The organism is Kiritimatiellia bacterium, assembly GCA_018001225.1.
Taxonomy (GTDB): Bacteria; Verrucomicrobiota; Kiritimatiellia; order CAIQIC01; family JAGNIJ01; genus JAGNIJ01.
The window spans coordinates 24,277-45,026 of record JAGNIJ010000039.1; the positions used below are offsets into that span (position 1 = coordinate 24,277).

At 68.3% G+C, this 20,750-nt stretch carries 21 protein-coding genes and 1 tRNA gene; 14 read left to right on the forward strand and 8 right to left on the reverse strand.

All coding sequences use genetic code 11. The features are described 5' to 3' along the window. The first annotated feature begins 106 nt into the window (after positions 1–106). The gene (locus KA248_12330) at positions 107–559 is read left to right on the forward strand and encodes a hypothetical protein (GenBank protein ID MBP7830693.1); all 453 of its coding nucleotides are present in this window, start codon (positions 107–109) and stop codon (positions 557–559) included. Positions 560–639: 80 nt separating this feature from the next. Here the strand turns inward: KA248_12330 and KA248_12335 are convergent, their stop codons facing one another. The 7 genes from KA248_12335 to KA248_12365 form a co-directional block, all read right to left on the reverse strand. Then, a complete protein-coding gene (locus KA248_12335; protein MBP7830694.1) occupies positions 640–1,089 on the reverse strand; it encodes an META domain-containing protein in 450 nt (149 codons plus the stop codon). A gap of 108 nt (positions 1,090–1,197) precedes the next feature. Then, positions 1,198–2,310: an RNA methyltransferase gene (locus KA248_12340; GenBank protein MBP7830695.1), complete on the reverse strand. Its 1,113-nt coding sequence runs from the start codon at positions 2,308–2,310 to the stop codon at positions 1,198–1,200. Between the two features lies 1 nt (position 2,311). After that, on the reverse strand, positions 2,312–2,563 hold the full coding sequence (locus tag KA248_12345; protein ID MBP7830696.1) for a hypothetical protein: 252 nt from the start codon (positions 2,561–2,563) through the stop codon (positions 2,312–2,314). A 1-nt stretch (position 2,564) separates the two neighbouring features. Further along, positions 2,565–5,690 (reverse strand): efflux RND transporter permease subunit, encoded by a 3,126-nt coding sequence (locus KA248_12350; GenBank protein ID MBP7830697.1) that lies wholly within the window; start codon positions 5,688–5,690, stop codon positions 2,565–2,567. Between the two features lie 12 nt (positions 5,691–5,702). Further along, positions 5,703–6,845, reverse strand: coding sequence for an efflux RND transporter periplasmic adaptor subunit (locus tag KA248_12355; GenBank protein MBP7830698.1), 1,143 nt, complete (start codon positions 6,843–6,845; stop codon positions 5,703–5,705). Beyond that, positions 6,842–8,167 carry a TolC family protein gene (locus KA248_12360; GenBank protein MBP7830699.1) on the reverse strand — a complete coding sequence of 442 codons (1,326 nt, stop codon included), beginning with the start codon at positions 8,165–8,167 and terminating at the stop codon, positions 6,842–6,844. The genes KA248_12355 and KA248_12360 overlap by 4 nt, the downstream gene beginning before the upstream one ends. Positions 8,168–8,215: 48 nt before the next feature. After that, complete coding sequence (locus KA248_12365) at positions 8,216–8,710, reverse strand: winged helix-turn-helix transcriptional regulator (GenBank protein MBP7830700.1); 495 nt, start codon at positions 8,708–8,710, stop codon at positions 8,216–8,218. Positions 8,711–8,849: 139 nt separating this feature from the next. Here KA248_12365 and icd point away from each other — a divergent pair, with 139 nt between their 5' ends. The 5 genes from icd (at position 8,850) to KA248_12390 (ending at position 14,127) form a co-directional block, all read left to right on the forward strand. Further along, on the forward strand, positions 8,850–10,130 hold the full coding sequence (gene icd / locus KA248_12370) for an NADP-dependent isocitrate dehydrogenase (protein ID MBP7830701.1): 1,281 nt from the start codon (positions 8,850–8,852) through the stop codon (positions 10,128–10,130). Between the two features lie 8 nt (positions 10,131–10,138). Next, positions 10,139–10,639, forward strand: a complete 501-nt coding sequence (rfaE2, locus tag KA248_12375; GenBank protein MBP7830702.1) for a D-glycero-beta-D-manno-heptose 1-phosphate adenylyltransferase — start codon at positions 10,139–10,141, stop codon at positions 10,637–10,639. Next, the gene (gene rfaD / locus KA248_12380; GenBank protein MBP7830703.1) at positions 10,636–11,604 is read left to right on the forward strand and encodes an ADP-glyceromanno-heptose 6-epimerase; all 969 of its coding nucleotides are present in this window, start codon (positions 10,636–10,638) and stop codon (positions 11,602–11,604) included. The genes rfaE2 and rfaD overlap by 4 nt, the downstream gene beginning before the upstream one ends. A gap of 234 nt (positions 11,605–11,838) precedes the next feature. Continuing rightward, positions 11,839–13,773 (forward strand): PAS domain S-box protein, encoded by a 1,935-nt coding sequence (locus KA248_12385; protein MBP7830704.1) that lies wholly within the window; start codon positions 11,839–11,841, stop codon positions 13,771–13,773. Between the two features lie 57 nt (positions 13,774–13,830). Beyond that, a complete protein-coding gene (locus KA248_12390; GenBank protein ID MBP7830705.1) occupies positions 13,831–14,127 on the forward strand; it encodes a hypothetical protein in 297 nt (98 codons plus the stop codon). Positions 14,128–14,160: 33 nt separating this feature from the next. Here KA248_12390 and bioD read toward each other — a convergent pair whose 3' ends face one another. Continuing rightward, on the reverse strand, positions 14,161–14,865 hold the full coding sequence (gene bioD / locus KA248_12395) for a dethiobiotin synthase (GenBank protein MBP7830706.1): 705 nt from the start codon (positions 14,863–14,865) through the stop codon (positions 14,161–14,163). A gap of 136 nt (positions 14,866–15,001) precedes the next feature. Here bioD and KA248_12400 point away from each other — a divergent pair, with 136 nt between their 5' ends. The 8 genes from KA248_12400 (at position 15,002) to KA248_12435 (ending at position 20,629) form a co-directional block, all read left to right on the forward strand. Continuing rightward, entirely contained in the window at positions 15,002–15,760 is a 759-nt protein-coding gene (locus tag KA248_12400) for a rhomboid family intramembrane serine protease (GenBank protein ID MBP7830707.1), read from the forward strand. A gap of 40 nt (positions 15,761–15,800) precedes the next feature. Beyond that, complete coding sequence (lipA, locus tag KA248_12405) at positions 15,801–16,682, forward strand: lipoyl synthase (protein ID MBP7830708.1); 882 nt, start codon at positions 15,801–15,803, stop codon at positions 16,680–16,682. Continuing rightward, positions 16,667–17,791 (forward strand): glycosyltransferase, encoded by a 1,125-nt coding sequence (locus tag KA248_12410; protein MBP7830709.1) that lies wholly within the window; start codon positions 16,667–16,669, stop codon positions 17,789–17,791. The genes lipA and KA248_12410 overlap by 16 nt, the downstream gene beginning before the upstream one ends. Beyond that, positions 17,788–18,651 (forward strand): lysophospholipid acyltransferase family protein, encoded by an 864-nt coding sequence (locus KA248_12415; GenBank protein ID MBP7830710.1) that lies wholly within the window; start codon positions 17,788–17,790, stop codon positions 18,649–18,651. The genes KA248_12410 and KA248_12415 overlap by 4 nt, the downstream gene beginning before the upstream one ends. After that, a complete protein-coding gene (locus KA248_12420; GenBank protein ID MBP7830711.1) occupies positions 18,648–19,340 on the forward strand; it encodes a glycosyltransferase family 2 protein in 693 nt (230 codons plus the stop codon). Before KA248_12415 ends, KA248_12420 begins: the two co-directional genes overlap by 4 nt. 41 nt (positions 19,341–19,381) lie before the next feature. Beyond that, the gene (locus KA248_12425) at positions 19,382–20,059 is read left to right on the forward strand and encodes a small multi-drug export protein (GenBank protein ID MBP7830712.1); all 678 of its coding nucleotides are present in this window, start codon (positions 19,382–19,384) and stop codon (positions 20,057–20,059) included. Then, positions 20,037–20,495, forward strand: coding sequence for a hypothetical protein (locus tag KA248_12430; GenBank protein ID MBP7830713.1), 459 nt, complete (start codon positions 20,037–20,039; stop codon positions 20,493–20,495). The genes KA248_12425 and KA248_12430 overlap by 23 nt, the downstream gene beginning before the upstream one ends. Before the next feature lie 56 nt (positions 20,496–20,551). Continuing rightward, positions 20,552–20,629, forward strand: a tRNA-Pro gene (locus KA248_12435). Positions 20,630–20,750 lie beyond the last annotated feature (121 nt).

Below are 20,750 nucleotides of genomic sequence, written 5' to 3' on the forward strand. Positions count from 1 at the left end.
CATGCTATTATATCGTGGTGCAAGTAAAACGTTTTACTAGTTTGCTGGTTATGAGACAGTAAACACGTGAGGCGTTCTACTGAAAAGTCAATGGAAAGGAGACAAAATGAAGAAACTGGCGACATTAACGCTGATTGCGTCTATTGGCTTGTTTGCGGGAAGCAACAAGGCAGATGCAGAGCAGGTCTGGTTCAAAGGCTTCGGCGCCCGTTATGACTATGTCAAATACGGGACCTGGCTGGCGACCCAGATTCGCGGTGATATCGGTGTCTGGCCCGTGGCCTCTGGCCACACGGCCGGAGCGGTTTACACCGATAATGGCTGGAAAAACGTCTACTGGACCGATGCCAAGTGGCAGAGCAACGTTCAGAACCCCTACGGGGGGCTGGACGAAGCTTGGAACGTCTGGCTGTCTGCCAGCGGGCCAAACGGCCGCTACATGGGGATGCCGTTCACACCGTTCGTCATTGAGACGGCGGTGTACGTCAGGAACGCGTCCGGGCAGTGGTCCTGGGACAATAACGTCGGATACAACTACCGTTACTACGTCCTTCGCTAGGGCTGGAGCGGCTGACTAAAAACAAGGCGGCTCCCGGGAATCCCCGGGAGCCGCTTTTCATTTGGCCGCGGGACGGGCGGTCAGTCACAGTCCGTGCATTTCTCGAAGTGCAGGTTCTCTGTCCCTCCGTCGTAATACAGCCGCAGGGTGTCCTCTTCCCGCTCGAATCGCGTGACCCGGGTCAGGGCCCCGATGTACCGGGCTTCCTGGTCCATGAGCGCCGCGTCCAGGCAGGCCATTTCCGTCATGGCGGTCTGCCCGATCGTGATGCCGCCCGCGTCCGTGGCCGAGAACTGCCCGCTGTACGAATTGCAGCCGGAATTCCCGGCAAACGTGTCGTCGCAGGCGAATCGCAACTCGACGCGGCTGTCCGCGACAACCGGAGTCTCGGCGCCGACCGGCCCCAGGCTCTTGAGGATCCATTCGGTGCGGCAGATAGACATGGCCTCGGGCACCTCGTCTTCACATCCTCCCGCAAGAAAGGCCAGGGCGAGCATCGATATCGCACAAGCGGTCGCGCGTCGTTGCATGGATTGCTCCTGTAGATCGCTATTGGCTGGAAAGAGAACCATGTTGCTTGAGGTTCGCCAAGAAGGATCTCGTCCCTGTTTTTCGGAAATGAACCGGAAGCGGGCCGCTCACGGGATGTCATAGACAAGGAAGTCGCAATCGATGTCGCCGTTGGGCAGGGTGGTTTTACTGGCCGGCCGGAGGGGCATCGCGCGCTCGTATTCCGCGGATCCGGCCAGCAGGCAGGCCCGCCAGCCGTGCATCCGGGTGAGCGCGGAGGCGACACCGCGGACCAGGTCCGGAGCGGCGGCAAGCCGCACGCCGTAGGGCGGGTTGGTCACGATCAGGCCTTTTTCCCCGCCGGGTTGCAGGTCCTGGATGGAGCTGTGCCGGAACGACAAGCGTACGCCGGCGCGGCGGGCGTTGGCTTTCGCGACATCCAGGACCGCGGCGTCGATGTCGCCGGCGATGATGCGCGGGCGGGAAGGACGGATCGCTTCGCGGAGTTGGCCGCGCAGTTCGCGCAGGGCGGCGGCTTGTTCTTTGCCGAAGCCGGCCCAGCGCTCGAAGCCGAAGCGCTCGCGGCCCAGGCCCGGCGCCATGTTGGCCGCCCACTGGGCCGCTTCGATCGCGATGGTCCCGGATCCGCACATCGGGTCCAGCAGGGGCGTCGCCCGATCCCACCCGGCCAATCGCAGGATCGCCGCCGCGAGGGTCTCGCGGAGCGGCGCCTCGCCGGCCGCCAGGCGGTAGCCGCGGCGGTGCAGGGATTCGCCGGCCAGGTCGGCGTACAGGGCGGCCTTGTCGTTGGCCAGGTAGAGCTGCACGCGCACGTCGGGATCGTCCCTGGAGATCGCCGGGCGGGCGCCGGTTTCATCCCGGAGCCGGTCGCAGATCGCGTCCTTGACCTTCAACGCGGCGAAATTGGCGTTTTGCAGCGCGCTGCCCCGGCAGACCGCGGACACGGCGAGGGTGGTCCGCGGCGAAAGAAAAGGCGACCACTCCATGTCGCGCGCGCCGGCGTACAGCGCGGCCTCGTCGGGGGCGGGGAAGCGGCGGAGCAGGACGAGGATCCGCTGGGCAATCCGGCTCTGGAGGCAGGCCCGCCAGCCGTCGCGCCAGTCCCCGCGGAAGGGGATGCCGCCGCGATTGAGCCGCACGCTGGCGAAGCCCAGCTCGCGCAATTCGTCGCACAGCACCTCCTCGGTGCCGGGGATACAGGTGGCGTGGAACTCCTGCATGTTACACGCCGCTCTTGAGCCGGAGCTTGTGCACGAACAGCACCATTTCGCCGCCTCGTCCGCGCGTGGCGCGGCGGCGCAGGAAGTCCTCCAGGTAATCCCAGTCTTCGGGCAGGGGCGGGCTGTCGTAGTCCCAGCGCTCCTCGTCGGAGCGCTTGAATTGCCACTGGATGTGCTGCCGGGCCACCGATACCCGCACGAGGCGCTTGACCCCGTCGGGCAGGCGGGCGCTCCACTCGATCTGCTTCTTCATTTCAGGCGGGCGGCGGCTTGGGATTCAGGTCGTCGACCGGGGCGAACCGCTTCCGGAAGGCCCCCGAGATGGAATCCGCGATGCTGACCATCGCGGGCACGAGAACCAGCGTGAGCACGGTGGCCAGGGACAGGCCGAAGATCACGGCGACGGCCATGGGGGCCCACCACGCGCTGGATTCCGCGCCGGCCGTAAACTTCGGCGGCCACGAGTGAAACTCGAGGCTCCAGCCGACGGCCATCGGGATCAGGCCCAGCACCGTCGTGGAGGCGGTCAGGAGGACCGGCCGCAGACGCATGCGGCCGGCCGCGACGATGGACTCGGTCATGCTCGCGCCCTCGGCCCGGCGCTGCTCGATGCAGTCGATGAGCACGATGGCGTTGTTGACCACGATGCCGGCGAGGCTGATGACGCCGACGCCGGTCATGATCACGCCGAACTTCATGCCGCAGATCAGCAGGCCCCACATGACGCCGATCATGGAGAGGATCACCGAGAAGAAGATGATCAGCGGGAGGAGGACGGAATTGAACTGGATCACGAGGATGACCAGGATGAGTCCGGAGGCGACGCCGAAGGCGCGCATCAGGAAGGCGCCGGACTCGCGCATCTCCTCCGTATCGCCGGTGTAATCCACGCGGTAGCCGCGGGGCAGGTTCAGGCCGGCGACGCGGGCCTGGACGTCGGGCAGGATCTTGTCCACGCCGCGCCCGGCGTTGTTGCCCGTGATAGTGACCACGCGTTTCTGGTTCTTGCGCTGGATGGCGCCGCGCCCGCCGGTGTACTCGAGTTGACCCAGCGAGGAGAGGGGCACGTTCTGCCCGTTTTCGGCGGGGATGAAGACCTGGTCGAGCAGGTTCATGGTGTTCCGCTGGCCCTCGGGCAGGCGCAGGGTGATGTCGTACTCGTCCTCGTCTGCCCGGAACCGGCTGCTCTCGAGCCCGTAGATGGCCATGCGCAGAAAGTGGCCGATGGTCCCGGTGTCGAGCCCGAGCAGGGCGGCCCGGGCGCGGTCCACGTGGAACTGGATCTCGGGCAGCGCCTTCTCCAGGTCGCTTTGCAGGTCCACCAGGCCCGGGACCGACTCGATCGCGCGGACGATCTCGCCCGCGTAGGATTCCAGCGTGTCGAAATCGTCGCCCGAGAGCTCGATGGACACCGGAGCGCCGGTCGGCGGGCCCTCCTCCTCGCGCTCGACCGTGAGCTCGGCCCCGGCGACGATCCCGATGTCGCTCCGGATCGCGTCCAGCAGCGCCAGCGAATTGGTTTGCCGCTCCCCGGCCTTCAGGAATTCCACGTGGATGGTGCCGCGGTGGGATTCCTCCGCCGCGCCGCCGCCGATCATGCCGCCGCTGCTTCCCACGGTGGTCAGGAAGAACTTGATGTCCTGGTACTTCACCAGCTTCCGCTCGGCGTCCCGCAGGACGGCGTCGGTCCGCTCGATGCTGGTGCCCTGCGGGAACTTCAGGCTCACCGTGCAGTTGCGGGGCTCGACCTCGGGGAACAATTCGACGCCCAAATCGCGCCAGGCGTAGACCTGCACGGACAGGATCAGAAAGGCGAAACCCAGCAGCATGACCGGGACGCGGTGGCGCAGGGCGGCGCGGAGCAGCCGCTCATAGCCCCGGATGAACCAGTGGGGCTTCTCGTGCCGGTCCCGCGGACGCGCGCTGATGAAGGCCGAGCAGATCGCGGGATTGATGACCATGGCCACGAAGAGCGAGGCGGAGAGGATCACGATCAGGGTCTTCGGCAGGAAGCCCATGAACTGGCCCATGACGTCGGGCCAGGCGAGGAGCGGCCAGAAGGCGACCAGCGTGGTCAGGGTCGAGGTGATGACCGGCCAGGCGACCTCGGACGCCCCGTGGCGGGCGGCGTCGATGCGCGACTCGCCCAGCGTCCGGTGGCGGTAGGTGTTCTCCACGATGACGATCGCGTTGTCCACGAGCATGCCGACGGCCAGCACGAGGCTGAAGAGCACGATCATGTTCAGCGTCGTGCCCTGGGCGGCCATGAGCACGAACGCCATGAGCATGGAGAAGGGGATCGCCAGGCCCACGAACAGGGCGTTGCGTACGCCCATGAAGACCAGGAGCACCAGGACCACGAGGATGAAACCGGAGGCGACGTTGTTCTCCAGCTCCTTGATCATCGAGTCGATATACTCCGACATGTCCATGACCTCGGTCAGGACGACGTCGGGCGGCAGTTGGGTCTGCCCGATGATTCGCTTGACCTGCTTGAGCAGGGCGACCGCGTTCTCGCCGCTGCGCTTCTTGAGGCTCAAGGTGACGCAAGGTTTCCCGTTGAGACGAGAGATGGAGGCGATGTCCTTGAACGTGTCGGACACCGCCGCGATGTCGGTGAGGTACACGGGCCGCCCGTCCCGCTCGGTCAGCAGGATGCGGCGGATCTCCGGCACCAGCTTGAACTCGCCCGGGATGCGCACCTGGAACTTGTCGCCGGCCATCTCGATGTTGCCGGCCGAGACGGTCAGGTTCTCCTGGGCGATGCGCTGCATGACCAGCCCGAGCGGGATGCGGTAGGCGATCATCCGGGGCAGGTCGATCTCGACCCGGATCTCGCGCTCGCGCGTGCCGCTCAAGACGGCCTGCTTGATCCCGGAGAGCTGCTCGATCTGGTCCTGCAGGTCCTCGGCCAGGTTCTTCAGGCGGTCCAGGTCGTCCGGGCCCGACAGGGTGAAGATGTAGACCGGGAAGTCCGAGCTGAAGTTGAAGGCGTCCACGACCGGCTCGTCGAGGTCGTCGGGCAGGTCGGGCTTCGCGAGGTCCACCTTGTCCTTGACCCGCTGCTTGGCCAGGTCGATGTTCCCGCCGGCGAGGAACTCGATGGAAATGCTGCAGTAGTTCTCGCCCGAGGTGGAGCGCATCTCCTTGATGTTCTCCACGTCGTTGAGCTGCTTCTCCAGCGGGATGGTGACCAGCTTCTCCATCTCCTCCGGGGCCGTGCCCTCGTAGTACGCGCTGATGAAGACGTACGGGATGGTGATGTCCGGCGTGCCCTCGCGGGGCAGCCGCAGGTAGCTCACCGAGCCGGCGATGACCAGCACAACGGCAAACACGAAGACCGCCGTGCGGAACTTGATGGCGTAGTTGGAGAGGATCATGGGAAAACGGGATTAGGGTTCCGCCTTGGCCGAGCCTCCGGCGGACAAGTCGGGTGCCGCGGGGGGCGTCGCCGGGGCGTCCGCCCCGACGATCGCGACCAGGCGCCCGTCCTGGAGGCCGCGGTGGCCCTCGATCACGAGGGCATCGCCCGCCGACAGGCCGGCGGAGAGCACCGCGTCGTGCCCGACCATCGCGTCGATCTGCACGCGCCGGCGCACCGCGCGGTCGCCCTCCACGATGAACACGATATGCTCGCCTTTGCGCGGCACGATGGCGGCCAGCGGGACCACGATGGCGTCGGGCCTTATGCGGCGGACCAGCGTGACCTCCGCGATCATGCCCGGCTTGAACTCGCCGCCGGGATTCGCGGTCTCCAACTCCACGCGGAAGGAATTGCTTTCCCGGGCGGCCTGGCCGGACACGTAGGTGATCGCGCCGGTGAAGGCGCGGCCCGGCAGGGCCGACAGCGTGAAGGCCAGGGCGTCGCCCTTTTTCACGGCGGGGATGTCCCGTTCGGGCACGTCGAACCCGATCTTGACCCGGTCCGTCTGGATCAGCCGCAGCACGGCCTGGCCCTCGCCGGCGTAGTCGCCGACCTCGACCAGGCGGTCGTTCAGGACGCCCGGGAACGGCGCGCGCACCTCGCACTGGGAGAGGAAGATCTTCGCCTCGTCGCGGGTGATGTTCGCCATGTCGCGCCGCCGCTCGATGGCCTCGTAGTCGCTGGGGGAGACCGCCCCGGTCTTCTCCAGTTCGCGGTAGCGCTTCAGGTCGCGCTCGGCGTCGCGGCTTTCCACTTCCGCCCGGCGCACCTGGGCGTCCCACACCCGGCCGTCCAGCCGGAGCAGGACCTGGCCTTCCGCCACGGCCGCGCCCTTCTCCGCCTCCAGCGCGAGGACACGGCCCGCGCGCTCGGCGCCCAGGACCGCTTCCTTGAGCGGCTCGACTACGCCCGGAAGCCGGATTTCGTCGGACACCGTCCGGGGCTGCACGGGCTCCACGCGCACGGCATAGGCCTTCTCCGGCGGCGCCGGCTTCTCCTCCGGCTTCTTGCCGAGCGCCCCGAACAGCACGATCAGGGCGACGACGGCCAGCAGGCCCCCCCAGGCGAGCCAGGCGCCTTTGCGGGAGCGGGGAGCAGGGGGGGTGTTCATCGGGCGTCATCCTTTGCGGGGTCGGGGCCCAGGCCGCTGGCGCATTCCAGGCGGGCGAGGGCGTTCATGTGATCGCGCAGCGCCGTCAGCCAGGTCAGGCGCGCCGTGCTCACGGAAAGCTGGGCCGCGGCGTATTCCAGGTAGGTGGACAGCCCGGTCTCGTACCGCGCCAGGGCGATGGAAAGGCTCTTCTCGGCCAGCGCGACGGTCTCGCGGCTCGCGGCGACGGTTTCGTCCGCCGTGGCCAGCTCGAGGTATTGCTGCTGGATCTCCAGTTCGACGTCGCGCTGCAAACTGTCCAGGTCGGCCCGGGACTTGGCCAGCTCCAGGTTCTTTTCGAGGATCACGGCCCGGCGCAGGCCGCCGTCGAAGATGTCCCAGTCCAGCGTCACGCCGGCGTTCCAGCCCCAGTCCCAGGCGTCCTCCGCCGTGCCGCTCTCCGGGTTCAGCCCCTGGTAGGCGGCGTGGGCGCGCACCTGCGGCTGCAGCGTGCCCTGCTCGGCCCGGATACCGAGCCGCGCGAGGTCGATGGCCCGCTGCTGGTAGAGGAGCTCGGGGCGGTCCCGCCGGCCCGCCGCCTGCCAGTCGGCGAGGGCCTTCTTCTCGGGCCGGTGCTCGAGCTCGCCGGCCACCTCGAACGGGCCGTCGCCCAGCTGGATCAGGTTGCGGAACGAGGCCTTGGCGAGCTCCAGGTCCTTGCGCGCCCGGATCAGCGCGGGCGTCTCGTTGGCGAGCCGCACGCGCGCGCTCAACAGGTCGAACTCCGGCGCGGTGCCCTTCTTCACCCGCGCCTCCGCCTGACGGACCAGGTCCTCGATCTGGGCGACGGATTCCTCCTGCACCTTCACGGCGGCCTGGGCCAGCAGGATGTCGGTGAACCCGGTCCGGATGTCGCGCGCCAGGTCGTGGGCGACCTGCTCGAGGCGGAGCCGCGCCATGTCCCGGTAGACCCGCGCCGCCTTCAGCCCCGCCCGCACCGAGCCGCCGGAGTAGAGCAGCTGGCTGACCTCCGCGTCGGCCGAGTAGTTATCCAGCCGCCCCATCTCGACCCGTTCGCCGTCGAAATCGAAGGCGGACACCTCGTCCAGCCGCGTGTACCCGGCCCCGGCGGAGAGGTGCGGCAGGACGGCGGAGCGCACCTGCGTGATGCGGGTCTCGGCGATCCGCACGTCCTCCCGGGCCTTGAGGATGTCCGTGGACTGCCGCAGGCCGAGGGCCAGGCATTCCTCCAGCGTGTAGCGGGGGGCGGGATCGCCGGCCGCCGCAGCCGCGCCCGCCACGAGCAGCGCCGCGATCCGCGGGACGTGCCGTTTCATCTTCATGGGCATCATGGTGTATCCGTGGTCGAAAGGCTTCGCAAGCCTGATCGCTTATCTTTTCTTGCTTATCGGCCATGCAGGAATGATTCCGTCGGCCTCCGCCTGCCGGACCAGCTTGGCCAGCACGGCGAGGTACGTGTCCCGGTCCCGGACGGACAGGGCGCCGAAATGCCGCCGCGCCGACTTGCGCTTCTCGGCGTGAAATTCCGCCATCCGCCGCCGGCCCAGCGGCGTGAGTTCCACACGCACCACGCGCCGATCCCGGGGATCGGCGTGGCGGCAGACAAGCCGCAGGGCGGCGAGCCGGTCGACGAGGGCGGTCACCGTCGGGGGCGTCAGCCGCAGCGCCCGCGCCAGGTTGGAGGCGGGGCAGGCGCCGCCGCGGTCCAGGTGCGCCAGCGCCCAGAGCTGGGGGAGGGTGACCAGGCCGGAGGACAGCAGCGTGCGTTCCTCGAGGAGCGCCGCCTGCATGAAGCGCGGCATCAGCTCGCACAGGCGGTCCAGGAACCGGTCCAGCGAGCGCGGGGACGGGACGGGTGCGTTCATTGTTCGTCTATCAAACTATTCGATATTTTAAATAATGTCAAGCGGAACCCGCCCGGGCGCGCCGCGGAAAAAGGCTGGAAGCCCCGGGCCCGCCCGTGCTAGCCTCCGCCCGTCCGAATAAACCATTTCGAGGAATTCCATGGGCTACGACAAGATACGCATCCCCGCGGCCGGCGAGCCGCTGGGCACGGACGCGCAGGGGCGGCTGACGGTGCCCGACCGCCCGATCCTTCCGTTCATCGAGGGCGACGGGACCGGGCCGGACATCACGCGGGCCGCCCTGACGGCGTGGAACGCGGCGGTGGAAAAGGCCTACGGCGGGGCGCGGCGCGTGGAGTGGATGGAGGTCTACGCGGGCGAGAAGGCCAACGCGGTCTACGGGAAGCCGGTCTGGCTCCCGCCCGAGACGCTCGAGGCCTGCCGCGAGTTCAAGGTCTCGATCAAGGGCCCGCTGACCACGCCGGTCGGCGGCGGCATCCGCAGCCTCAACGTCGCCCTGCGGCAGGAACTGGACCTCTACGTGTGCCTGCGGCCCGTGCGCTGGTTCGAGGGCGTCCCCTCGCCGGTGAAGCACCCCGAGCGCACGGACATGGTCATCTTCCGCGAGAACTCCGAGGACATCTACGCGGGCATCGAGTGGGCCGCCGGCACGCCGGAGGTGAAGAAGGTCGTGGACTTCCTGCAGCGCGAGATGGGCGTGAAGAAAATCCGGTTCCCGGGCTCGTCCGGGATCGGCATCAAGCCCGTGTCGCGCGAGGGCACGGCGCGGCTCGTTCGCGCCGCGATCCGCTACGCGATCGAGACCGGCCGCCCGTCGGTCACCCTCGTCCATAAGGGCAACATCATGAAGTTCACCGAGGGCGCCTTCCGCGACTGGGGCTACCAGGTCGCCCGCGAGGAGTTCGGGGCCGAGCCCCTGGACGGCGGGCCGTGGCACCGGCTGAAGAACCAGCGCACCGGCGCGGACCTCGTCGTGAAGGATGTCATCGCGGACGCGTTCCTCCAGCAGATCCTGACCCGGCCGGCCGAGTACTCCGTGATCGCGACGCTGAACCTGAACGGCGACTACATCTCCGACGCGCTGGCCGCCTGCGTCGGCGGCATCGGGATCGCGCCCGGCGCGAACATCAACTACGACACCGGCGCGGCGGTCTTCGAGGCGACCCACGGCACCGCGCCGAAGTACGCGAACCAGGACAAGGTCAACCCCGGCTCGCTGATCCTGTCCGGCGAGATGATGTTCCGCTACCTCGGCTGGACCGAGGCCGCGGACCTGATCGTCCGCGGCATGGAGCGGGCGATCCGGCAGAAGACGGTCACCTACGATTTCGCGCGGCTCATGGACGGCGCGCGCGAGGTGAAATGCAGCGAATTCGGAAAACTCGTGGCGGAAAATATGCGCCTGAACCCTGAACCCTGAACCCTCGCATGCGCCCCGCGGAATCCAAGATCCTGGCAAGAGAAGCGATGGCCTGCGAGCGCGCCCGGCTGCGCGCGGCCGGCAAGAAGCTGGTGTTCACGAACGGCGCTTTCGACCTGTTACACGCGGGCCACGTAACCTACCTCGAGTTCGCGCGGGGGCAGGGCGACGCGCTGGTGGTCGGGCTGAATTCCGACGCGTCGGTCCGCCGCTACAAGGGCGACAAGCGGCCGGTCAACGGCCAGGCCGACCGCGCCCGCGTGCTGGCGGCGTTGGAATGCGTGGACTACGTCGTGGTCTTCAACGAGGACGAGCCCGCGGACCTGGTCGCGGCCCTGGTCCCCGACGTGCTGGTCAAGGGCGCTGACTGGGCGCACTACGTCAGCGGGCGCGACATCGTGGAAAAGGCCGGCGGCCGCGTGGTCCTGGCCCCGATGGTCGAGGGCCGGTCCACCAGCGGGATGATCGCGAGGATCGCGGCGGCATACGGAGGCGAGGCGAAGCCATGAGCACCAAGTTCATCGTCACCGGCGGCGCGGGATTCATCGGCAGCAACCTCGTGGCGGCGCTCAACGAGCGGGGCGAGGACCACGTCCTGGTCGTCGACGAGCTGGGGACCGACGAGAAGTGGAAGAACCTGGTCGGGCTGCGGTACGAGGATTACATGGGGCGCGACGATTTCCGCGCGGCCATCCGGCACGACCTGCTGGGCTCGGTGGACGCCGTCTTTCACCTGGGCGCGTGCAGCGCGACCACCGAGAAGGACGCGAGTTATTTGGCCGACAACAACTACCGGTACACCCGCGAGCTTTGCGAGTGGTGCCTGCACAACGGCTCGCGCTTCATCTACGCCTCCAGCGCGGCGACGTACGGCGACGGGGAGAGCGGCTATTCCGACGACGACCGCCACACCCTGACCCTGAAGCCGCTGAACATGTACGGCTACTCGAAGCACATGTTCGACCTGTGGGCGCTGCGCCACGCGCTGCTCGACCGCATCGTGGGCCTGAAGTACTTCAACGTGTTCGGGCCGCGCGAGGATCACAAGGGCGACATGCGCTCCGTGGTCCACAAGGCCTACCACCAGATCCGGGAGACCGGCGAGATCCGGCTGTTCAAGTCCTACAAGCCGAAGTACCGGGACGGCGAGCAGGAGCGCGATTTCATCTTTGTCCGGGACGCCGTGGACGTCACCCTGTTCTTCCTCGACCACCCGGGCGTGTCCGGGCTGTTCAATTGCGGGACGGGGCAGGCGCGGACGTGGAACGACCTGGCGAAGGCCGTGTTCGCGGCGATGGGCGTGGAGCCGAGGATCACCTACATCGACATGCCGCCCGCCCTGCGGGACAAGTACCAGTACCACACGCAGGCGGACGTCCTGAAACTTCGCAAGGCAGGCTACGACAAGCCGTTCACCGCGCTCGAGGACGGCGTGCAGGCGTATATCCGCGACGGGCTGTCCGTCCCGCGATAGGGGGATTCGCGCGGTTCGCGCGCCGGATGTACAGCCATTCTCATTCCGGGCAGATCAGCAGGCTCATAGCGCCTGCTGTACAGCGAAGGCTGCGAACCCGTTGTGATTCGGGCGCCGAAAAGCGCCACAACCAGGAGTATGGTGGCCGGATTTGTCTGTCCTATGGCATCCGGAAATGGTATAGTATGTATAGAAGAGCGGCGCCTTTGGCCCGGGTAACGAGAGGGGGATACTATGGCGAATATCCAGCATGAGCCGGACGCAGCGCCCGGCGCCCGGGATCGGCGCGGGGAGGGTGACGATAAGTACCACGCCCTCTTCGAAGCGGCCACCGATGCCATTTTCCTGGAAACCCTGGACGGGCATATCCTCGACTGCAACTCGGCGGCGCTCTCGCTGTTCGGGTACGCCCGCGAGGAGATGCTCCGGCTCAAGGTGACCGACCTGGTGCCCGAGGAGGTGGCGCGCACGCTGCCGTCGCTGATCACCGAGGAGCTGACGACCGGGGGCTTCTTCGTGGAGGCGGTCAACCGCCGGAGGAACGGCGACCTGTTTCCCGTCGAGGTCAGCTCGCGGGTCGTGCACATCGGCCGCGAGGCGCAGGTCGTGGTGTTCGTCCGCGACATCACGGAGCGGAAGAAGGCCGCGAGTTCCCTCGAGGAGGAGAAGGAGCGGCTGGCCGTGACGCTCCGCAGCATCGGCGACGGGGTGATCGCCACGGACGAACAGGGCCGCATCGTGCTGATCAACCGGGTCGCCGAGGAGATGACCGGCTGGGCGCAGGCCGAGGCCGCCGGGCGTCCCCTGGAAGAGGTCTTCCACATCGTCAACGAGAAGACCCGGATGCGGGCGGACAACCCGGCGCAGCGGGTGCTGAAGTCCGGGATCACGGCGGGCCTGGCGAACAACACGATCCTGGTCACGCGGGGCGGCGGCGAGCACGTCATCGCGGACAGCGCCGCGCCGATCCGGGACCGGCACAGCAAGACGATCGGCGTGGTCGTGGCGTTCCGGGAAATCACGGAGTTGCGCCGGATGGAGGAGGAGCGCCTGCGCGCGCAGAAGCTGGAGTCCCTCGGGCTGCTGGCCGGCGGGATTGCCCACGATTTCAACAACATCCTCACGGGCATCCTCGGGAACATCTCCCTGGCCCGCATGGCGCTCCAGTCGGGCGGCGACCACCCCGCGCTGCTCCAGGAGGCGGAGAAGGCCTGCCTCCGGGCCAAGGACTTGAGCCAGCAGTTGCTCACCTTCGCGCGCGGCGGCGCGCCCGTCCGGCAGATGACCTCCGTGTCGGGATTGGTGAAGGACACGGTGGAATTCTGCCTGCGCGGCTCGAACGTCCGCGCGGATCTGCACCTGTCCGTGGACTTGTGGCCCGCGGAAGTGGACCCGGGCCAGATCGCGCAGGTGCTCAACAACGTCGTCCTCAACAGCAAGCAGGCGATGCCGGGCGGCGGGGTGGTCGCGGTGCGGGCGGAAAACGCGGACCTCGAACAGGGCGGGCCGCACCCCGTGGAGCCCGGGCGGTACGTGCGCATCACCGTGAAGGACACCGGCGCCGGCGTCCCGCGGGAGTACCTGCAGAAGATCTTCGACCCCTTCTTCACGACCAAGCCGCACAGCAGCGGCCTGGGGCTCACGACCTCGTACGCGATCGTCCGCAAGCACGGCGGCCACCTTCTGCTGGAATCCGAGCTGGGAGTCGGCACGGTCGTGCATATCCTCCTGCCCGCCTCCCGCACCACGCTGCCGCCCACGCCGGAAGAGGACCGGCCCGCCCCGCGCGGGACCGGCCGCATCCTGGTCATGGATGACGAGGATACCGTGCGGAACGTGGCCGTGCGGGTCCTGGAGTATCTCGGGTACGAACCGGCGGCGGTGCGCAACGGCACGCAGGCGGTCCAGGAATACAAGAAGGCCATGGACGCCGGCCGGCCGTATGCCGCCGTGATTCTCGACCTGACCGTGCCCGGCGAGATGGGCGGGCGGGAGGCGCTCGAGAAACTGAAGGCCCTCGATCCCGCGGTGCGGGCGATCGTGGCCAGCGGCTATTCCAGCGATTCCTGCATGTCCAATTACCGCGCCCACGGTTTTGCCGGGGCGGTGGTCAAGCCCTTCACCGTCAACGACGCGGGACGCGTGGTCTACGCCGTGTTGCACGCCTGAAGACGCCGTGAAGTTTGCGCTGTAAACAAAGCCGCCGGCCGGGGTAGACTATCCGCCATGACAGCACAGGAATTCCGCGACCGCGTCGCCGACATGATCAAGGACAAGCCGGTGAAAGTATGGCTCGTCCGGGCCTCGGGGCATCGGCTCGATTTCCTCTGGTCCGTCGGCTTGCCGCGCGCTTCCGATGGCGTTACGCTGGCCCGGCAGGGATGCCATTACATCGTGGGCCAGGACGTGCCGGAAACAATGGTGCCGACCCTGGTCGCGATGTTCGAGGAATTCTGCCGGTCCGACGAGGCGCGCAAGGCGGAGGCCGCCATCCGCCCGCTCCGTTTCATTCCCGTCCGATAGCGTGGCTTCAGCCCAGCCGTGGCCGCAGGTGTTTCAGGTCCAGTCCTTCAACCAGTGTTCCGCTTCCCGGACCATGCGCGGGGAAGGAGGCGGTCCGCGCCCGTAGGAAAGCCGGTATACCGGCACGCGGCCGCGCCGCCGGAGGGTTTCCATGTTGTCCCGCTCGATCGCGCCCCATCGCCCGGGCCGCGTGCAGACCAGGATCACGCCCCCGACGCGCAATCCCTCCCGGCGCAGTTCGCGGAGCGTGAGCAGGGTGTGGTTGAGCGTGCCGAGTCCCGGGCGCGCGGCCACGACCACGGGCAGGGCCAGCGCCTTCATCAGGTCCAGCATCGTTTCGCGTTCGTTCAGCGGCACGAGAAGGCCCCCGGCGCCTTCGACCAGTATGACGGAGTGTTCGCGGGCCAACTGGCGGAACGCCTTCAGGATCACGGAAAGGCGGATGCGCGTTCCGGCCCGGGCCGCGGCCAGGTGCGGCGAGCAGGCGGGCGCGAAGCGATAGGGGCACATCCGCGGGTCCCGCGCGGCGCCGGGAGGGAACCCGGCGGCCCGCAGGGCGGTCTCCAGGTCCGGCGGCACCAGGCCGCCGCGGGTGCGGCGGCATCCCGTCTGTACCGGCTTCATCGGCGCCGCGTCGCGGCCGGCGCGGCGCAGGGCGCAGAGCAGCGCCGCGAGAACCGCCGTCTTGCCGACCCCGGTGTCGGTCCCGGTGATGAACCAGCCCTTCATGCCGCCCATTCAGAGCGAATTCCCGCCAAAAAGCAAAACCCGTTTTCGGTTCGCGCCGGGCGCGGGCCCGGGGTAAAATGAGCACATGAACTGGAACCGGGAAACTGCTTGGCGATCCGGCGGGAGTTGGGGGATAACGCCCGCCGTGCGCGCCCTGCTCATCGGGACCGTTGCCCTGTCGCTGTTCCAGTGGATCGGCGACGACTTCAGCGGCGGCGCCGTCACGCGGTTCCTGGGCTTGAGCCTGCTGTCCGTGCGGAGCGGGTGGATCTGGACGCCGTTCACGTACCTGTTTTTGCACGGGGGCGTCTTCCACCTCCTCATGAACATGCTCATCCTTTTTTTCCTGGGCCCGGAAACCGAGCGCGCCCTGGGCTCCCGGAAGTTCATGCTGCTCTATCTTTTGAGCGGGCTGCTCGGCGGAGTGGGCTGGCTGTTGATCGAGAAATCGCCGCTGGCCTACTGCATCGGCGCCTCCGGCGCGGTGTTCGGCATCCTCGGCGCGTTTGCGGCCCTCTTCCCCGACCGGCCGATCACCGTGCTGGTGTTTTACATCCTGCCCGTGACCCTGCGCGCCTGGGTGCTGGCCGCGATCCTGGGCCTGGTCGAGTTAATGTTCCTGCTTTCGCCCGGCGCCGGCAACGTGGCCTACGCTGCGCACCTGGCCGGCGGCCTCGCGGGCTACTTCTATGCCCTCGGCCTGGTCCGGGGCTCGCGGGGCATGAGCCCGGGCTGGCGGAGCCTGGCGCGGCGGTTCCGGCCCCCGCCGGCCGACGGTCCGGACCCGCGCGAATTGGACCGCATCCTGGACAAGATCGCCGGCCAGGGCCTGCACAGCCTCACCCCGCGCGAGCGCGAGTGGCTCGACCGCGCCAGCCGCGCGCGGCGCGGAGCCCGATCATAACGGGGTTGAACTCGATCCGGTGCTTCTTTAAAGTCCGACCATGCCAAGGCTCCCGGCATGGATCCGGTCCGATTTGCGGACGGATACGGACTATACGCGCGTCCAGCGCCTGCTGGCGCGGGAGGGGCTCCGCACGGTCTGCGTCAGCGCGCGGTGCCCGAACCGGGCGGAGTGCTGGAACCACGGGACCGCCACCTTCATGATCCTGGGCGACACGTGCACCCGCGGCTGCGCGTTCTGCGCCGTGACGCCCGGCCGGCCCGCGCCGCCCGCCGCGGACGAGCCGGAGCGCGTCGCGCGCGCGGCCGCGGCCATGGGGTTGAAGCACGTGGTCGTGACCAGCGTGACCCGGGACGATCTACCCGACGGCGGGGCGGGAATCTTCGCCGCCACGATCCGCGCGATCCGTTCCGCCGACCCCGGCATGACCGTCGAAGTGCTGACCCCGGATTTCAAGGGTTCGGAGGCCGCGCTGGCCGCGGTGCTCGAGGCGCAGCCGGACGTGTTCGCCCACAACCTCGAAACCGTACGCCGCCTGACCCCGGGGATCCGGTCCTCGGCCTCCTGCGACCGCTCGCTGGAGGTGCTGCGGCGGGCCGCCGCCTGGTCGCCCGCGGTCGCGGTGAAGTCCGGGCTCATGCTGGGCCTGGGCGAGGCCGGGGCCGAGGTCATGGAGAGCCTGCGCGAACTGCGCGGTGCGGGCTGCCGCTGGCTCACGCTCGGGCAGTACCTGGCCCCGACGGCGCGGCACGCGCCGGTGGCGCGCTTCGTCACGCCGGAGGAGTTCGACCGGTACGCGGCGGCGGCGCGGGCGATGGGTTTCGCGCAGGTGGACTCCGGCCCGCTCGTGCGGTCGTCCTACCGGGCCGCGGAGGGGCTGGCCGCGCTGGCGCGGGAGGAGGCCGCATGTCCCGCGTCCTGATCTGCTACCTGGTGCGGAACAGCGGCCATCATTCCGCGGCGCGGAATGTCGAGACGGCCCTGCACAAGCTCGACCCGGCCATCGAAACGATGTGCGTGGACCTGCTCGAATACACGCATCCCCGCTGGAGCGCGATCGTCCAGAAAATGTACATGGTGACCATCCGCCGCACGCCGGAAGTGTGGGAGGCCCTCTACGACCGCATGTGGCTGGAGTATCTCACGCGCCGGATCCGCACGCTGGTCCAGCGCGGCAACAGCAAGCCGCTGTGCGACCTGATGACCCGGTTCCGGCCGGACGTCGCCGTCTGCACGCAGGCGCATCCGCTGGGCGTCCTGGGCGCCTATGCCCAGCGCCACCGGCCGGACCTGCCGCTCTGGGGCGTCGTGACCGACTACGTGCCGCACCGGTTCTGGGTCGTCCGCTGGCCGCCTGTCCGGTACGTGGTGCCCGGCGAGGCCGCCGGGGGCCGCCTGGCGCTGTACGGAGTGAACCGGCAGAAACTGTTCCCGCTGGGCATCCCGATCCACACGGGCTTCGTCACCGAACGCAAGACGCGGGTCTCGCGCGAGGACGGGCGCCGCGTGCTGGTGATGGGCGGGAGCCGCGGGCTCGGCGCGCGGTATAGGACCATCCGCTACCTGGACCGCAGCACGGAGGACTTCACCATCGACGTGGTGACCGGGGCCAACCGCCGGCTGCGCGCGCGGCTGATCCGCAACCGCAACAAGTTCCGGCATCCCATCCGCATCCGCGGCTACGTGAAGGATGTGGTGGCCCTCATGCACCGCGCGAGCCTGCTCATCAGCAAACCGGGCGGCCTGACCAGCGCCGAGGCGATGGCCGTCGGCCTGCCGATGGTCCTCGTGCGCCCGTTGCCGGGGCAGGAAAAGGGAAACACGGAGGTGCTGGTCCGGCACGGGGCGGCCGTGCACCTTCCCGAGGACCGCGACGTCGCCAGCGTGGTGACCTCGCTGCTCTCCAACCGGGAACTGCTCGACATGATGCGCGAACGCGCCCTGGACCTGGGCCGGCCCGGCGCGGCGCTGGATGTCGCGCGCCTGGTCCTGAAGGACATCGCCGCGGCGGGCGGGGGGGGCGCGGCATGACCGGGTATTGGCCCTACCGCGTCGCGGCGTTCTTGAGCCGGGCCCTGCCGGAAAAACTGGCGTACTGGGCCGGCCTGCGCTTCGCCGACCTGTTCTACCGCCGCGACGCGAAAGGCCGGGCGGCCGTCAGGGAGAACCTGTCCCAGATCTTCCGCGCGCGCGGCGTGCAGCCCGCCGCGCAGGCGCTGGACGGCCTGGCCCGCAAGACGTTCCAGTATTTCGGCAAGTACCTCGTCGACTTCTTCCGCTTCGCGCGGTTGAGCCCGGAAGACATCCGGCGGCGCGTCAGCATCGAGCACCAGGATTACCTGGACCAGGCCGCGGCCGCCGGGCGGGGGGTCGTGCTCGTGACCGCCCATTTCGGCAACTGGGAGCTGGGCGGCGCGGTGATCGCGGGGCTGGGCTGCCCCGTGAGCGCCGTCGTCCTCCCGCAGCGCCTCGAGAAGCTCAACCGGCTTTTCCAGGGCCAGCGCGAACGCCGCGGCATCAAGGTGATCCCCATGGGCAGCTCCGCGTTCAACCTGATCCGCTGCCTCAAGAAAAAGGAGTTCCTCGCCCTGCTGGCGGACCGGGATTTCACCGGCACCAGCGACAAGGCCGAGTTCTTCGGCCGGCCCGCCCGCATGCCCGTGGGGCCGGCCTGGCTGTCCTGGAAGACCGGCGCCCCCGTGCTCGTCGGCTTCCTTATCCGCGAGGTGGACGACACCTTCCGCCTCCGTTTCTATCCGCCGATCCTGCCCGCCGCCGAGCCTTCCATGGAGGCGGTCGCGGCGCGCATCCGGGCCGTCCTCGAAAAAGAGATCGCCGAGCGGCCGTACCAGTGGTTCATGTTCGAGCCGTTCTGGGAGAACGCCCCGTGAGCGCAGAGGCGCATCGTCAGCCGAAAGTAGCCGTGATCATGCCGGCCTTCCGCGAGGAGGCGCACATCGGGGCCGTCGTCCGCGGCGTGAAGGCGGAGGGCTGGGACGCCGTCGTCGTGGACGACGGCTCGGACGACCGCACGGCGGAACTCGCCGGCGCGGCCGGCGCCGTGGTTCTCCGGCAGGACCGGAACCAGGGCAAGGGCCTGGCCCTGAACCGGGGTTTCGAGTACGCCCGAAGCCGCGAATACGAGGCGGCGGTGACGCTCGACGCCGACGGGCAGCACCGGCCGGAAGAAATCCGCCGGTTCGTGGACGAGTACGTCGCCACCGGGATTCCCGTCCTGGTGGGCACCCGCATGGCCGACACGAAGACCATGCCGCTGATCCGCCGCTGGACCAACCGGTTCATGAGCTGGTGGTTGAGCCGCCAGATGGGGCAGCGCGTGCCCGATACCCAGTGCGGCTTCCGGCTGTACCGGTTGGACGCCATCCCGCCCCTGGAGGCCGGCTCGGAACGATTCGCGGCGGAGTCCGAGATCCTGCTCCTCATCGCGCGGCGAGGCGCGCGCATCGGCTCGGTTCCCATCTCCACGGTCTACGGGAACGAGCGCAGCAAGGTGAATCCGCTGTCCGACACGATCCGGTTCTTCCGGATGTTGAGACGCTTGAGAAAGGGCAAGGCATGACGAAAAAAGCGGCATGGATGACGATTCTCGCGCTGGGGGCGATGCTCCTGGCTTGGCCCGTGGTGCGCGCCGACCTGGTCCAGCACCCTCCGACGTCCGGCGAGCCGGGGGGGGAGACGCTGCACACCGGGGACCGGATTGCCCAGTACCTGGAGCGAAAGGGATGGCCCCGGGAGCTGGTCGTGCTGGCCATCTCCACCCTGCCGATCGTGGAATTGCGCGGCGCCGTGCCGGTGGGCATCAATCTCCTCGAAATGCACTGGGCCTGGGTCTTCTTCCTGGCCGTGGTCGGCAACATGATCCCGGTGCCGTTCATCCTGCTGCTGCTCGGGCCGCTCTCGCGCGTCTGCATGAAGTTCCGCCTGGGCCGCGCCTTTTTCGAATGGCTCTTTGCCCGCACCCGCCGCAAGAGCGCCAGCATCGAGAAGTATGAAACCCTGGGCCTGACCATCTTCGTGGCCATTCCGCTGCCGGCCACCGGGGCCTGGACCGGCGCCATGGCGGCCTTTCTCATGGGCATGCAGTTTCATCACGCCCTGCTCTCGATCCTGCTCGGCGTGCTCATCGCCGGGGTGATCATGACGGTCCTCTCGCTGATGGGCTGGGTGGGGGCCGTGATCGCGGGCGTGGCCCTGATGGTCCTGGCCGTCAGCGCCCTCGCGGGGTTGTTGAAGCGGGAAGAAAGGAGCAGTGACCATGCCGGCTCAACGAACGCGTGACATCCTCGAACGGGCCCGCGAGTTCCACGCGGAGCTAAGCCGCTTCTACGAGCGGATGGGCGAGCGGGCGGGGCGCGAGAAGCTCAAGCTGCTGCTCACCTACATGAGCCGGCACGAGACCAACATGGCCGAGTGCCTGCGCCGCTACGAGCGGGAGGCCGCGCAGCGTATCCTGGACACCTGGTTCAAGTACCCGTCCGACAAGGCCAGTTGCGCGTGCTTCGAGCATCTGGCCATTGATCCCTCGGCCACGGTGGAGGAGGTGGTCCAGCTCGCGCTGAAACTCGACCGGTGCTTGGTGGAACTGTACACCGAGATGGCCGCGCAGTCCGTCTCCCAGGAGGTCCGGGATCTGTTCGGCAGCCTGCTGCGGACCGAGCAGAAAGAGGAAAACCAGATGGTCCGCAACGCCCTGACGCTGGACCAGGAAATGTAAATTTGTTTTTTCCTCTTGTGCTTTCCCCGGATCGGCGTAGGATGCGCGCCGTCGGTCGGGGCGTGGCTCAGTCTGGCTAGAGCGCTTGGTTCGGGACCAAGAAGTCGCTGGTTCAAATCCAGTCGCCCCGACCATTTTTTTGTCCGTGGCATTTCGGCCCAAATCCCCCACGGGCCGGGGAACTCGACGCGGAGACGCGGCGAGGCATTCCCGCGACTGGTGACGCGACACGGCGACGATCTTCCCGCGACCCGC